Origin of the sequence: Kosakonia sp. CFBP8986 (genome assembly GCF_034044935.1) — a bacterium.
Taxonomy (GTDB): Bacteria; Pseudomonadota; Gammaproteobacteria; order Enterobacterales; family Enterobacteriaceae; genus Kosakonia; species Kosakonia cowanii.
The window spans coordinates 215,738-230,319 of sequence record NZ_JAXCXB010000004.1 but is presented as its reverse complement, the minus strand read 5'-3'; the positions used below and the strand labels follow the sequence as shown (position 1 = coordinate 230,319).

Below are 14,582 nucleotides of genomic sequence, written 5' to 3'. Positions count from 1 at the left end.
GGGGTTATAGATTTTGTAAACTTTTCGGTTTGATATCCTTCCAGTTTTCCTCGATGTACTCAATGCACGCCTTGCGGCTGGCGGGCCCGCAGACCACGTCCCAACCCTCGGGGACAACCATAAATTCCGGCCATAAAGAGTGCTGATTTTCTGCGTTTACTAATACTAAAAAAGGAATGTTTTCATTTTCGAATGGATTGCTCATTTACTTGCCCCTGTAATAATAAAAACGAGGGTAATATTTATAGAATAAAAATCTGGAAGGCAATCTGTAATAGGAAGCTGTAAAAGAGATAACTTCTTGTTGTGATCTATCTCACGCTTTATTACTAATTAATAATAGCGTGAATAAATGAGAGTTTTATTCTCAGGCTAAGCTTTAAATAGTATAGATAAAAGAAATGGCAATTTTATTATTTGAATAATATTACTTTTTAACATGTGCTCTTAGGTATTAATTAATATAAGGCGCGGTGTGTGGTTAATAATCGAACGGAATTCGATGGAGAATCCATACTCCAGAAAGCAAAAAACCAGCCCGTAGGCTGGTTTCTTTAAATTAGTGGTGCCCGGACCCGGACTAACGCCGCAGGCGTTGAACAGCGCGCTTGTCGCGCTGGCCCCGAAGGGGTGAGCCGCTTGCGGCGAATAATCGAACGGAGTTCGATGGAGAGTCCGGTCGTAGAAAAGCAAAAACCCAGCCATAGGCTGGGTTCTCTGAATTAGTGGTGCCCGGACCCGGACTAACGCCGCAGGCGTTGAACAGCGCGCTTGCCGCGCTGGCCCCGAAGGGGTGAGCCGTTTACGGCGAATAATCGAACGGAGTTCGATGGAGAGTCCATACTCCAGAAACGAAAAACCCCCGCCGAAGGCGAGGGTTAAGAATAAGTGGTGCCCGGACTCGGACTAACGCCGCAGGCGTTGAACAGCGCGCCTGTCGCGCTGGCCCCGAAGGGGTGAGCCGTTTACGGCGAATAATCGAACGGAGTTCGATGGAGAGTCCGGTCGTAGAAAAGCAAAAACCCAGCCATAGGCTGGGTTCTCTGAATAAGTGGTGCCCGGACTCGGAATCGAACCAAGGACACGGGGATTTTCAATCCCCTGCTCTACCGACTGAGCTATCCGGGCAACGGGGCGCATTAAACCTGATTCACTGCGCTCCGTCAACGAAATTTCTTCATTTCGTCACAGAGTGCACAATCTATCACCACTTTCTGCCCATTGCACGCGCACTCAGGCAAAAAAGGCCGTCCAGAGGGCGGATAGCGGCATTGCCAGCACCAGCGCCGGCAGCATATTCGCCACGGCAAACATCTTTATCCCGCAGATGCGCAGCCCGGTCGCCAGCAGCAGAATGCCACCGACGGCGGTAAAATCGCCCATCATCGGCGGGGTGGTCAGCGGCAAAATCAGCGTCGCGCAGGTGGCGAGCGTCAGCTGAATAATCAGCATTGGAACCGAGATGATCGCCACGGCGAAACCGAGCGAAGTGGCGAAGATCAGCGCGGTAAAGAAATCGAGAAACGCTTTAGCAATCAGAATGCTGGGGTCGCCGGTCATCCCTTCGCGCATGGCGCCAAAAATCCCGGTCCCGCTGGCGCAAAAGAGAATAATGATCGCCACCAGGCTCTGAATAAACGACTCATGGGCGCTGGAGGCTGACTCAACCGCGTTGCGCTTCTGCGCCAGCTTGCGCAGGGCGTTAACGCCGCCGCCGATGCCGCGTTCAACATAACAGAGCTCGCCAATCAGTGTGCCGAGCAGCGTCGCCAGCACCATCACCGGCAGGTTGACGCATTTGACCACCAGTAAAATGCCGATGCCAAGCGAAGCAAGGCCAAAAATGGAGGGCATTGATGAGCGCACGCGCTCCGGTAAACGGTGGCTCATCAGCGCACCGAGCGTGCCGCCGATCAGCACGGCAGCCGCGTTAATAAAAGGACCTGTCAGCACGTTCACACTCCTGAAGTGCCATAAAAATGAATAAGAAGGCGCATACCATAGCATTTTTATGCGCGGCGAAGTGCCACCCAGGTTGCGCCTGCGGGTTAAAAATGACATGATTGCGCGAATTTTCATCCATCTGACGGGGCCGCCTGATGCTGTACATTTCAGCCGCTGACACTGCGTTTCACGCCCGTGCCAAGGCCACTCGCCCCCGCTTATCGTCACTCTTTCTCACCATGCGGTGAGGGTAGCGCACGCTCACCGCAGGACAACAGTAAGATCAGCGATTTTCTGCTTTTACTGATGTCTGGCGTCCGGAGCTGATCCCAGCCAGACTTTTTCGTTGGGCGAAGCCACTGCTTCGTCCGGGGCTTTTTACTCCCCTGAAACGGGTATTCGTGCTTATGAACTCACTGAAAATTGCCGTCAGCCGCGAGCTGCTCTCCACCCTCTCAACCCACCGCGAGGTGATCTCCCTTGAGAGTACCGATTTTACGGATGTGGCGGCAGTCGTCATGACGGTAGCGGAGAGCCGCAGCGGCATTCTCGCGCTGCTCAAACGCACTGGTTTTAATCTGCCGGTCTTTCTCTTCTCCGGCGAACCGGTTACCGCGCCTGAAGGCGTGACGGCGGTGATTAGCGGACGCGATCAGGAGTGGCTGGAGCTGGAAGCCGCCGCCTGTGATTATGAAGCGACGCTGCTGCCGCCGTTCTTCGATACGCTGCGTCAATATGTCGAGATGAAGAACAGCACCTTCGCCTGTCCCGGCCACCAGCACGGTGCCTTCTTTAAAAAGCACCCGGCAGGCCGCCAGTTCTACGACTTTTTCGGTGAGAACGTCTTTCGCGCCGATATGTGCAACGCCGACGTCAAGCTCGGTGATTTGCTGATCCACGAAGGCTCCGCCAAGCACGCGCAGAAGTTTGCCGCCAAAGTATTTAACGCCGACAAAACCTACTTTGTGCTTAACGGCACCTCCGCCGCCAATAAAGTGGTGACCAATGCGCTGCTGACGCGCGGCGATCTGGTGCTCTTCGATCGTAATAACCATAAATCCAACCACCACGGCGCGCTGATTCAGGCCGGGGCGACGCCGGTCTATCTGGAAGCGGCGCGCAACCCGTTTGGCTTTATTGGCGGCATTGACGATCACTGTTTTGATGAAGCCTACCTGCGCACCTTAATCAGCGATGTCGCGCCTGATAAGGCCAAACAGCCGCGCCCGTTCCGCCTGGCGGTGATCCAGCTTGGCACCTACGATGGCACGATCTACAACGCCCGCCAGGTGATCGATAAGATCGGCCACCTGTGCGACTACATCCTGTTTGATTCGGCGTGGGTCGGTTACGAGCAGTTTATCCCGATGATGGCCGACTGCTCGCCGCTGCTGCTCGATCTGAATGAGAACGATCCGGGGATCTTCGTCACCCAGTCGGTGCATAAACAGCAGGCGGGCTTCTCGCAAACCTCGCAGATCCACAAAAAAGATAACCACCTGCGCGGCCAGGCGCGCTTCTGCCCGCACAAGCGTTTGAATAACGCCTTTATGCTGCACGCCTCCACCAGCCCGTTTTATCCGCTGTTTGCCGCGCTGGATATCAACGCCAAAATTCACCAGGGCGAGAGCGGGCGCAGGCTGTGGGCGGAGTGCGTCGAGCTGGGCATTGAGGCGCGCAAAGCGATCATCGCCAACTGCAAAATGATCCAGCCGTTTGTGCCGCCGGTGATCGGCGGTCGCCCATGGCAGGATCATCCCACCGAGCTTATCGCCCGCAAGCGCCGCTTCTTCAGCTTTGAGCCGGGCGACAAGTGGCACGGTTTTGCCGGCTACGCCCAGGATCAATATTTTGTCGATCCCTGCAAACTGCTGCTCACCACGCCGGGCATCGATGCGGAGACGGGTGAATACACCGATTTCGGCATTCCGGCGACCATTCTGGCGCACTACCTGCGTGAAAACGGCATTGTGCCGGAGAAGTGCGATCTCAACTCGATCCTCTTCCTGCTGACGCCTGCCGAAAGCGCGGAGAAGATGGCGCAGCTGGTGGCGATGATCGCCCAGTTTGAGCAGCATATTGAAGATGACACGCCGCTGGCCGACGTGCTGCCGACCATCTTTAACAAATACCCGGTGCGCTACCGCGATTACACCCTGCGCGAACTGTGCCAGGAGATGCACGATCTCTACGTCAGCTTTGACGTTAAAGATCTGCAAAAAGCGATGTTCCGCAAAGAGAGCTTCCCGGCGGTGGCGATGAATCCGCAGGATGCCAACAGCGAGTTTATTCGCGGCAACGTCGAGCTGGTGCGCATCAGCGAGGCGGAAGGGCGCATTGCGGCAGAGGGCGCGCTGCCCTATCCGCCGGGCGTGCTCTGCGTGGTGCCGGGTGAAGTGTGGGGTGGAGCGGTGCAGCGCTACTTCCTCGCGCTGGAGGAGGGGGTTAACCTGCTGCCCGGCTTCTCGCCGGAGCTACAGGGCGTCTACTCGGAAACCGATGCCGATGGCATCAAGCGCCTCTATGGTTACGTGCTGAAGTAATCACCGCGCCGCCTGGGATGCGTCTCAGGCGGCCGCGCGGCGGTAAATGCGTCGCGGGTGACCAATCTTGCCATACTGCATCTCCACTGCCAGAAAGCCCGCTTCGACACAGTGTTCAAGGTAGCGGCGGGTGGTGGTTTTGCTCAGCCCCGTTTCGCTTACCACCTCATCAACGGAAAAACAGCGCGCCTCATCGTCGGCGAATAGCTTCTGCACCAGCGCCAGCGTGCTCTCTTCAATCCCTTTGCTGCCGTTATCCTGGCGGTAATTTTTCGACTGTAGCTGATAGAGGGTGTCGACGTTCTGCTGGTCAACAATCTTCCACACCCGCTGCTGCTCGGTGAACTGCACAAAGCGCTCCAGCGACTGGCTTAAGCGCTTCCACGACACCGGTTTGAGAATGTAGTCGAAGGCACCGTTGCGGATCGCCTGGCTACAGGTGTCCATATCGCTGGCGGCGGTAATAAAGATCACCGAACAGTTGGCGTTGATAATCTCGGGGTCGCTAATCAGCGTGATGCCTTTGCCATCCGGCAGGTAGTTATCCAGCAGGATAAGCTGCGGCTGCCGCTGGCTAAGGAGTGTTTTCGCTTCCGCCAGCGATGACGCCATCCCCACCAGCCGCAGGCGCGGATGTTTACTCACCAGTTCAGCGTTGAGCTGCGCCAGCGTCTCTTCATCTTCGACGATCAGCACGTCTATCGGTTCATGTTGCATACATCTCATCCACGGTGGCAACGGGGCGCGGAGCGCTGCCCGTTTCAGGAATAAACAGAGAAAAAATGGTGCCGCGGGGCGCATTAGCCGACACCTCGATCGCGCCGCCCGCCTGGGTGACATAGCTGGCGATCAGATAGAGGCCAATGCCGTGATCGCCGCGGCGTTTGGTGGTTACCCCGCGCTCAAAGATGCGATCGGCAATCGCCGGATCGATCCCAATCCCGCGATCCGCCACTTCAATGATCAGCTCCCGCTCGTTAAGCAGGATCAGCACATCAACCGGATCGTGCGGCAGGGGGGCGCGCTGGGTCGCTTCAATGGCGTTATCCAGCAGGTTGCCGATGATGGAGATCAGCTCCGCTTCTGCCAGCCCACGACAGGGGCGATCCATGCGGCTTAATGGGTCGAAGTTTAGCTCCACGCCCTTCTCCCGCGCGCGCGCCGCTTTGCCCAGCAGCAGACCGCAAATGGTCGGCGAGGTAAAGCGCGAGGAGATAAAGTCCAGTAGCTCCTGAGCATGTTCCGACTGGGCCTGAATATAGTTCACCGCCTCGTCGTAACGCTCCATATGCAGCAGGCCGGAAAGGGTGGTCATGCGGTTAAGCTGCTCATGGCGCATAATGCGCAGGTTGTCAGCATAGCGCTTTACCTGGCTTAACTGCGCGCTCAGGCTGTCGATCTCATTACGATCGCGAAAGGTGATCACCCACCCTTGTAAGCTATCTTCGAGCATAATGCGCACCCGGCTGGCGATCACCGTCAGGTGGTTGAAGCGGCAAATCTCATCATGGGTGTCGCTCTCCAGCATCGTCCCGGCGGCAAAAAAGGGCACCGGCGCAATGACATCGCTAATCGCATGGCCCCGCAGGGCGCGGGTCGGCTGGCTCAGCCCCAGCAGCTTACGCGCCGCCTGGTTGATCACCTCAATGCGCGACTCGCGATCAATCGCAATCACCCCTTCGTAGATCGACTCCATCATCGCCTTCTGCTGGCGCACCAGCAGGCCAATCTCGCGCGGCTCAAGGGAGAAGATCTGCTTTTTAATGCTGCGGGTAAAAAACCAGGAGAAGACAAACAGCGCGACGAGCAGCAGCACGGCGGCGATAAAGATATTAATCACTTTGCCGAGGGTGATGGCATCCAGATAGCTGGTCAGATACCCAACCGAGGCAATGCCAACCACCCGGCCAGCGTCATCAAAAATAGGCGCTTTACTGCGTAGCGAAATCCCCAACCCGCCTTTGCGAATAGTGGTGGTGCTTTTGCCCTGTAATACTTCCGCGTTATCGCCGCCGACCAGCGTTTTTCCCACCACATCCGCATGTACGGAGTGAAATAGGTGCAGGCCTTTATTATCACCAATCACAATAAAGCTGGCATCACTGTGGGAAACCACCTTTTGCATAAACTGATTAATAGCGGGAATATTCTTCTCGGCGACGGAGCGCCGTAGATTCGGAATAATCGCAATCTCTTCCGCCTGTATTTTCGCGCGGGCGCTCATCTCCTGATAGAGCTGGCGTCCGACGTCCTTGTAATAATAAACGCCCAACAGGACGAACAGGCCGGAGAAGAAAAGCACCAGCGAGATAAACAGCTTGATTTGAAAGGAGACTTTCATAACGACACGCGCAGCAATAAGGAAAGCCTCAATGTAACACTTTTCCCTGCGCGGGCGAGCAGTTTGCGGGAAACTTGTGATCCCTTACACAGCGCGTGTTACTGTGGAAAAACAAGCTGTTACAACCTCCTGTTACGGTTTGTTATGAACATGTATTTCCTTTTAAAAAAACCATAAAAACCACGGCAATAAATAAGAGCCAGCTCACGCAAAATAGAAGAAACCATAAAAACCATAGGTGCCTTAAAAACTCTGGTTTTATTATGCCTGCCCTCACATAAAGTGTGTATTTAGCCCACTACGCTGTAAGCACAAAATAACGAAGGGGCTTAATTATGAGCACAACTGACGATTCATTCTCTGTACCCGGAAAGTCGCGAACGCTTGATAAAACATCACTGAAAGATAAGTGGTGGCACATTATGGATAGCTGGAAAGTCGGGATTATTCCCCTGCCGCTGTTTCTTTTGGCGGGGGCATTAATTGCCGTCGACTGTCTCGGCGGTAAGCTGCCGAGCGATATCGTGGTGATGGTCGCCACGCTGGCCTTTTTTGGCTTCGCCTGCGGCGAGTTTGGCAAGCGGCTGCCGATTGTTGGCAAGCTGGGCGCGGCGGCGATTTGCGCCACCTTTATCCCCTCGGCGATGGTCTATTACGGCCTGCTGCCGGATGTGGTGGTTGAGTCCACCACCAAGTTCTACAAATCGACCAACATTCTCTATCTCTACATCTGCTGCATTATTGTTGGCAGCATTATGAGCATGAATCGCACCACGCTGATTCAGGGCTTCTTGCGTATCTTCTTCCCGATGCTGTGCGGTGAAATCGTCGGCATGCTGGTCGGCATGGGCGTTGGCATGGCGCTCGGCATGGAGCCGTTCCAGATCTTCTTCTTTATCATTCTGCCGATCATGGCGGGCGGCGTGGGCGAAGGCGCGATCCCGCTGTCAATTGGTTACGCCACGCTGCTGCATATGGATCAGGGCGTTGCGCTCGGTCGCGTGCTGCCGATGGTGATGCTCGGCGGGCTGACGGCGATCATTATCTCCGGCTGCCTGAACCAGCTTGGTAAACGCTTCCCGCACCTTACTGGCGAAGGCCAACTGATGCCGAACCGCAGTAACGGCGACGAACCGGCCTCTGCGACCCCGGCCTTCTCCGGTAAAACCGATGTCACGACCATTGCCGCAGGAGCACTGTTGGCGGTGCTGCTCTATATGATCGGTATGCTCGGCCACAAACTGATTGGCCTGCCTGCGCCGGTCGGCATGCTGTTTATCGCGGTGCTGATTAAGCTTGCCCACGGCGTCTCTCCGCGTCTGCTGGAAGGCTCGCAGGTGGTCTACAAATTCTTCCAGACCTCGGTCACCTACCCGATCCTCTTCGCCGTTGGCGTGGCCATTACGCCGTGGGAAGAGCTGGTTCACGCTTTCACCATCAATAACCTGCTGGTGATTGTCAGCACCGTCTCCGCGCTGGTCGCGACCGGCTTCTTCGTCGGTAAAAAGATCGGTATGCACCCGATTGATGTCGCCATCGTCTCCTGCTGCCAGAGCGGGCAGGGCGGCACCGGCGACGTCGCCATTCTTACCGCAGGTAACCGTATGAGCCTGATGCCGTTCGCACAGATCGCTACCCGTATCGGTGGAGCAATTAACGTCTCCATCTCGCTGCTGGTGCTCGGCAACTTCCTCGTCTGATTCAGGAATTACAGGAACTGATATGAAACTCGCAAGCTTTGTTCACCAGGGTATCCGCAGCTACGGCATCGTCAGCGCGGAAGGCGTCGTCAACCTCGGCCAGCGCCTGGGCGACCGCTACGCCGATTTAAAAGCGCTGCTCGCCGCCGACGATGGGCTGGCGCAGGCCGCGCGCTACAGCGAAGAAGCCGCCGATCTGCGTTTTGATGAGATCGCCTTTCTGCCGGTGATTGATAACCCAGGCAAAATCCTCTGTGTTGGGATGAACTACGCCGAAAAACGCAAAGAGTTCGACCAGCACAACCCGGCGCCGACGCTGTTTGTCCGCTTTGCCGATTCGCAAACCGGCCATAACGCGCCGGTGGTGAAACCGCGCCACTCCAGCGAGTTCGACTATGAAGGCGAACTGGCGGTGATTATCGGTAAAGGCGGGGAGAATATCGCCCGCGAAACAGCCTTAAGCCATGTGGCGGGTTACAGCTGCTATATGGATGGCTCGGCGCGAGACTGGCAGCACAGCTGGTTTACCGCCGGGAAAAACTGGCGGCAGACCGGGGCATTTGGCCCGTGGATGACCACCGCCGATGAGATCCCCGACCCGCATACACTCGCCATCCGCACCTGGCTCAATGGCCGCATGGTGCAGGATGACACCACCGCCAGCATGATCCACAAAGTTGCCGAGCTTATTGAATACATCAGTACCTTCACCAGCCTGACGCCGGGCGATGTGATCATCACCGGTTCACCGGGGGGCGTCGGGAAAAAGCGCACCCCGCCGCTGTTTATGAAGGCGGGCGATCGCATCGAAGTGGAGATCGAGAAGATCGGACATCTCAGCAATGTGATCGTGGAAGCGCCGGAGCAGGCGCTGGCAGCAGCGCACTAAGGACGAAGGCCAACAGATGCACACACGACCCTCCATCGACTTCCGCATTGCGGAAGTCAACGGTAACACGCCCCGGCTCGAGCGCATCCGCTCGCTATTAGCCGACAGCGGATTAGGCATGGACAGCGACATCACGACCTTCGTTGAAGCCTGGTCGGGAGAGCAACTGGTGGGGTGTGCAGGCCTTGCCGCGAACGTCATCAAATGCGTGGCGGTTGATGCGCAGCTTCGCGGCGAAAACCTCAGCGCCCGGCTGCTGGCGGAAGTGGAGAACCTGGCGCTGGCGCGCGGCCACTTCCACCTCTTTCTCTGCACGCGCCCCTGCAACCGGGAGCGCTTTCAGCACAGCGGCTTCTGGCCCATCGTCCAGAGCGGCAATAACGCGGTGCTGATGGAGAACACGCCGTCGGGCATTGAGCGCTACTGCCGCTCGCTGCGGGCAAAGCGGCTGGCGGGTAAGCGCATTGGCGCCATCGTCATGAACGCCAACCCCTTTACCCTCGGCCACCGCCATCTGGTGGAGCAGGCGGCAAAAGCCTGCGATGCCCTGCATCTATTTGTGGTGCGCGAAGATGCCTCGTTTTTCCCCTTCGCCGCGCGGCTAAAGATGGTGAAAGCGGGCGTAGCGCACCTGGCGAATGTCACGGTGCATGAGGGCTCGCAGTACATCATCTCCCGCGCTACCTTTCCGGCCTACTTCCTGAAAGAGACCGGCAAAGTGCAGCAGGCGTGGAGCGAAATCGACCTGCTGATCTTTCGCAACCATATCGCCCCGGCGCTCGGCATTACCCACCGCTTTATTGGCAGCGAACCCTTTTGCGCGGTGACCCGCCAGTACAACAACACCATGCACCAGATGCTGGCGGGCGCGGTTGAGGTGGTGGAGATCCCACGCATTAAAGCCGCAGGCACGGCAATTTCGGCGTCCGAAGTACGCCGTTTATTAAAAACACACCAGTTTTCCCGCATTCGGGAAATCGTACCAGATACCACTTTCGCGCACCTTGAAGCTCATTACAGCGTGGAAGTCGCTTAAAAATCAGGACTAATAACTATGAAAATTGTACGGGAGGCGCTGGCGGGAACCCTCGAATCCAGCGACCTGATGGTGAAAATCGCCCCTACCGACGGTGAACTGGAGGTGGTGGTGCGCAGCGAAGTGATTAAGCAGTTTGGCGATCAGATCCGCCGCGTGGTGAATGAGACGCTGCGCGCGATGGAGATCCGCCAGGGCTTAATCATTATTGAAGATAAAGGCGCGCTGGATTGCGTAATCCGCGCCCGTCTGCAAAGCGCCGTGCTGCGCGCGGCGGAAGAGAAGGAGATCGCGTGGGGGACATTGTTGTGAAAAAACTTCGTCGTAGCATGCTGTTTCTGCCGGGCGCTAACGCCGCCATGCTCTCCACCGCCTTTATCTACCGTCCCGATTCAATCATGTTTGACCTCGAAGATGCGGTGGCGCTGCGCGAGAAAGATACCGCGCGCCTGCTGGTCTTTCATGCTCTGCAACATCCGATGTATCAGGATATTGAAACCGTGGTACGCATCAACCCGCTGAATACGCCGTTTGGCCTGCCGGATCTCGAGGCGGTGGTGCGCGCCGGTGTTGATGTGGTACGCCTGCCGAAAACCGACAGCCCGGAGGATATCTACGAACTGGAGCGCCACCTGGAGCGCATTGAGCTTGCCTGCGGGCGGGAAGTGGGATCAACCCGCGTGATGGCGGCGATTGAGTCGGCGATTGGCGTGATTAACGCCGTGGCAATTGCCCGCAGCTCGCAGCGGCTGATCGGCATTGCGCTGGCGGCCTTCGATTACGTGATGGATATGCAGACCGAGCGCGGCGACGGCACCGAACTCTTCTATGCCCGCTGCGCGGTGCTGCACGCCGCCCGCGCTGCCGGTATCGACGCTTTCGACGTGGTGTGGTCAGACGTCAATGATGAAGCCGGGTTCCTGCGCGAAGTGGAGCTGGTGCGCAAGATGGGCTTTAACGGCAAATCGCTGATTAACCCACGCCAGATTGACCTGCTGCATAACGCTTATGCGCCGACGCAGCAGGAGGTTGATCACGCCAAAGTCGTGATTGAAGCGGCAGAGGAGGGGGAGCGCAACGGCCTTGGCGTCGTCTCCCTGAACGGCAAAATGATCGACGCCCCCATTATTAACCATGCGCAGATGGTGCTGGAACGCGCGGCGGCGTCCGGCGTGCGTCGTTAAGGAGAAAACCATGAACCAAACCGAGCTGCTTCACGTCAACTTTCCCCATCTGCGTGAATTAAAACCCTTTGATACCGCCCATAGCGCCACACCGTGGCTGGCGGATGAGGACGCCAGGCTAAACCGTAAACTCTGCGCCTCGCTGGAAGAGGCGATTACGCGCAGCGGCCTGCGCGATGGTATGACCATCTCTTTCCACCACGCCTTTCGCGAAGGCGACCGGGTGATTAACACCGTGGTGGCAACCCTTGCGCGCCTCGGCTTCAAAAACCTGACGCTCGCCTCCAGTTCGCTGATGACCTGTAACGATGAGCTGATTGAGCATATTCAGAGCGGCGTGATCCGCAAAATTTACACCTCCGGCATGCGCGGCAAGCTGGCGGATGCCATCTCCCACGGGCTGATGGCGGAGCCGGTGCAGATCCATTCCCACGGCGGGCGGGTAAAACTGTTGCAGGATGGTGAGCTGAAGATCGATGTCGCCTTTCTCGGCGTGCCGTGCAGCGATGCCTTCGGTAACGCCAACGGTACGCAGGGGAGATCCTGCTGTGGCTCGCTCGGCTACGCGATGGTTGACGCCGAATTTGCCGATAAAGTGGTGCTGCTGACCGAAGAAGTGGTGCCGTTTCCCAATATGCCCGCCAGTCTGAGCCAGGATCGGGTGGATCTGATTGTCCAGGTGGAGAGCGTGGGCGATCCGGCCAAAATAAGCGTCGGTGCCGCGCGTGTTACCAGCAATCCACGAGAGTTGATGATCGCCCGCTATGCGGCGGATGTGATTGAGCACTCCGGCTACTTCCGCGATGGCTTCTCGATGCAGACCGGCTCCGGCGCGGCATCGACTGCGGCGACCCGCTTTATGGCCGAGAAGATGGCGCGCCACGGCGTAAAAGCCCGTTTCGCCCTCGGCGGCATTACCGGCAGCCTGGTCGAACTGCATGAGAAGGGGCTGATTGAGAAGCTGCTCGATACCCAGTGCTTTGATGGCGAAGCGGCGGCTTCGCTGCGCCGTAATCCCAACCATGTGGAGATCTCGACCAACGTTTACGCCAACCCCGGCGGTAAAGCGGCAAGCTGCGACCAGCTGGACGTGGTGATCCTCAGCGCGCTGGAGATCGATATCGACTTCAACGTCAACGTTATTACCGGTTCGGACGGCGTGATGCGCGGCGCATCCGGCGGCCACTGCGATGTGGCCGCGGCGGCGAATCTGACCATTGTGGTTGCCCCATTGCTGCGCAGCCGCATTCCGACAGTGGTGAAGCGCGTGACCACCCGCCTGACGCCGGGGGAGAGCATTGATGTGCTGGTCACCGATCACGGCATTGCGGTCAATCCGGCGCGCCCGGAAGTCCGCGAACGTTTAGTGGCGGCCGGGCTGAACGTTGTCGATATCGAGGCGCTCTATCAGCGGGCGATTTCGCTTACCGGCGAGCCAAAACCGATCGCCTTTACCGACCGGATTGTCGGGGTGATCCGCTATCGCGACGGCAGCGTGATTGACGTTGTGCGCCAGGTAAAAGAGGAGGCGTTATGACTACGATGACTCCCGAGCGTACGGGTGTCAGCCTCGAGGCGCTGCTGGCGGCGAAAGAGAACCGCGCCGCGCGCCAGGCTGACTGGCTTCGCCACTATCATCAACCGATTATCTCCCTGACGCTGGTTACCCCGGGCGCGGTGAAAGATACGATGCGCTATCGCAACACCATGGGCGTGGCGTTACAGGCCTGCGACCAGATGCTGTGGCAGCGCGGCTGGCAGACGCTTGACCGGCAAGTGCTGTGGCTGCCGACCGGTGCGGAAGCGATGTGGTGCGTGGCCCATCCGGCGGTGGAAATCAAAGCGCAGTGCATTGAGCTGGAGCAGACCCATCCGCTCGGCAGGCTGTGGGATTTTGATATCTTCTGCCCGCAAAACGGCCAGGTTGGCCGCCATTCACTGGATCGCAGCACCCGCCGCTGTCTGGTGTGCGATGAACCGGCGCACAACTGCGCCCGCTCGCGCCGTCATCCGCTGGATGAGGTGGTGAACCGCGTTGAGGGGCTGATTAATGGCTGGTTTACCCGCGACTAAACCTGCCGTGGCGTTTGTGCCTGCGCTGGCGGCGCGGGCGCTGCGGCAGGAGCTGGATCTCACCCCGAAGCCGGGGCTGGTGGACAGGGCAAACAGCGGTGCGCACCGCGATATGGATTACGCGCTGTTTCTTGCCAGTATCGATGCCATTACGCCCTGGTTTGCACGCTTCGAGCAGGCGGGTTTTGATAACGCCCATAAACCGGCGGCGCAGTTACGGCTGATTCGACCGATGGGGATTGCCTGCGAGCAGGCGATGTTTGCCGCCACTGATGGGGTGAATACTCATAAAGGTGGCATCTTTTCACTCGGGTTGCTGTCGTTTGCCGCCGGGCGGCTGCGGGGGCTGGGCTGGCAACTGAGCGCGGATGCGCTTTGTAACGAGGTGAGCGCGATTTGCCGCGGGCTGGTGGCACGCGAGCTGGCCGGGCGGGCGCAGGCAATCACGGCTGGTGAAAAGCAGTTTCGCGACTATGGCCTGACCGGCGCGCGCGGCGAGGCGGAGCAAGGGTTTATCACCGTGCGCCGTGCGGTATTGCCCTTCTGGCAGCAGGAGCAGGGGGAGCGCCGTTTGCATAACGCGCTGCTCAGGCTGATGGCGGTTAACCGCGACAGCAATCTGGTGTCACGCGGTGGCCTCGCGGGGCTGCGTTATGTGCAGGATTATGCACAGCAGCTATTAGCCACCGGATGGAAGAAAGATGATTTACGCCAGATGGACCAGGCGTTGATTGCGCGACATTTAAGCCCCGGCGGCAGCGCCGATCTGCTGGCAGTGGCGTATGTGCTGGCGATGATCCCGTAACCGAAGCTGTTACGTAGGCCGGATAAGGCATCGCCGCCATCCGGCGATTGGGGAAATGCCTGATGGC

General features: G+C 57.8%; 13 protein-coding genes and 1 tRNA gene. 9 read left to right on the top strand and 5 right to left on the bottom strand.

Features of this window, described 5'->3' with window-relative positions; translation table 11 throughout:
- Window positions 1-4: 4 nt before the first annotated feature.
- The 3 genes from SOM48_RS10745 to SOM48_RS10735 all read right to left on the bottom strand — a co-directional run bounded on the left by SOM48_RS10745 (window position 5) and on the right by SOM48_RS10735 (window position 1,953).
- A complete protein-coding gene (locus SOM48_RS10745) occupies window positions 5-205 on the bottom strand; it encodes an MbtH family protein (protein WP_139568722.1) in 201 nt (66 codons plus the stop codon).
- Window positions 206-1,052: 847 nt separating this feature from the next.
- Window positions 1,053-1,128 (bottom strand) — tRNA-Phe (locus tag SOM48_RS10740).
- A 105-nt stretch (window positions 1,129-1,233) separates the two neighbouring features.
- A complete protein-coding gene (locus tag SOM48_RS10735) occupies window positions 1,234-1,953 on the bottom strand; it encodes a DUF554 domain-containing protein (protein WP_320511908.1) in 720 nt (239 codons plus the stop codon).
- A gap of 398 nt (window positions 1,954-2,351) precedes the next feature.
- On the opposite strand from SOM48_RS10735, the gene SOM48_RS10730 reads away from it, so the two are divergent.
- The gene (locus tag SOM48_RS10730) at window positions 2,352-4,487 is read left to right on the top strand and encodes an ornithine decarboxylase (protein WP_076769197.1); all 2,136 of its coding nucleotides are present in this window, start codon (window positions 2,352-2,354) and stop codon (window positions 4,485-4,487) included.
- A gap of 24 nt (window positions 4,488-4,511) precedes the next feature.
- Here the strand turns inward: SOM48_RS10730 and SOM48_RS10725 are convergent, their stop codons facing one another.
- Together SOM48_RS10725 and SOM48_RS10720 are read right to left on the bottom strand one after the other, a co-directional pair.
- Window positions 4,512-5,204 carry a response regulator gene (locus SOM48_RS10725; protein ID WP_042716834.1) on the bottom strand — a complete coding sequence of 231 codons (693 nt, stop codon included), beginning with the start codon at window positions 5,202-5,204 and terminating at the stop codon, window positions 4,512-4,514.
- The gene (locus tag SOM48_RS10720; RefSeq protein ID WP_320511907.1) at window positions 5,194-6,828 is read right to left on the bottom strand and encodes a sensor histidine kinase; all 1,635 of its coding nucleotides are present in this window, start codon (window positions 6,826-6,828) and stop codon (window positions 5,194-5,196) included. The genes SOM48_RS10725 and SOM48_RS10720 overlap by 11 nt, the downstream gene beginning before the upstream one ends.
- A 335-nt stretch (window positions 6,829-7,163) precedes the next feature.
- On the opposite strand from SOM48_RS10720, the gene SOM48_RS10715 reads away from it, so the two are divergent.
- From SOM48_RS10715 to citG, 8 genes are read left to right on the top strand one after another with little or no spacing between them, the layout of a single operon-like run.
- Window positions 7,164-8,528: a 2-hydroxycarboxylate transporter family protein gene (locus SOM48_RS10715; RefSeq protein ID WP_320511906.1), complete on the top strand. Its 1,365-nt coding sequence runs from the start codon at window positions 7,164-7,166 to the stop codon at window positions 8,526-8,528.
- A 22-nt stretch (window positions 8,529-8,550) separates the two neighbouring features.
- Entirely contained in the window at window positions 8,551-9,417 is an 867-nt protein-coding gene (locus SOM48_RS10710) for a fumarylacetoacetate hydrolase family protein (RefSeq protein WP_076769195.1), read from the top strand.
- Between the two features lie 16 nt (window positions 9,418-9,433).
- A complete protein-coding gene (citC, locus tag SOM48_RS10705) occupies window positions 9,434-10,453 on the top strand; it encodes a [citrate (pro-3S)-lyase] ligase (RefSeq protein WP_042716828.1) in 1,020 nt (339 codons plus the stop codon).
- Window positions 10,454-10,471: 18 nt separating this feature from the next.
- The gene (gene citD, locus SOM48_RS10700; protein WP_042716827.1) at window positions 10,472-10,765 is read left to right on the top strand and encodes a citrate lyase acyl carrier protein; all 294 of its coding nucleotides are present in this window, start codon (window positions 10,472-10,474) and stop codon (window positions 10,763-10,765) included.
- Complete coding sequence (citE, locus tag SOM48_RS10695) at window positions 10,762-11,637, top strand: citrate (pro-3S)-lyase subunit beta (protein ID WP_023481022.1); 876 nt, start codon at window positions 10,762-10,764, stop codon at window positions 11,635-11,637. Before citD ends, citE begins: the two co-directional genes overlap by 4 nt.
- A 10-nt stretch (window positions 11,638-11,647) precedes the next feature.
- Window positions 11,648-13,174, top strand: coding sequence for a citrate lyase subunit alpha (gene citF, locus SOM48_RS10690; RefSeq protein ID WP_313275498.1), 1,527 nt, complete (start codon window positions 11,648-11,650; stop codon window positions 13,172-13,174).
- Window positions 13,171-13,710 carry a citrate lyase holo-[acyl-carrier protein] synthase gene (citX, locus tag SOM48_RS10685; RefSeq protein ID WP_320511905.1) on the top strand — a complete coding sequence of 180 codons (540 nt, stop codon included), beginning with the start codon at window positions 13,171-13,173 and terminating at the stop codon, window positions 13,708-13,710. Before citF ends, citX begins: the two co-directional genes overlap by 4 nt.
- A complete protein-coding gene (citG, locus tag SOM48_RS10680; RefSeq protein WP_139568666.1) occupies window positions 13,688-14,515 on the top strand; it encodes a triphosphoribosyl-dephospho-CoA synthase CitG in 828 nt (275 codons plus the stop codon). Before citX ends, citG begins: the two co-directional genes overlap by 23 nt.
- The last annotated feature ends 67 nt before the right edge of the window (window positions 14,516-14,582 follow it).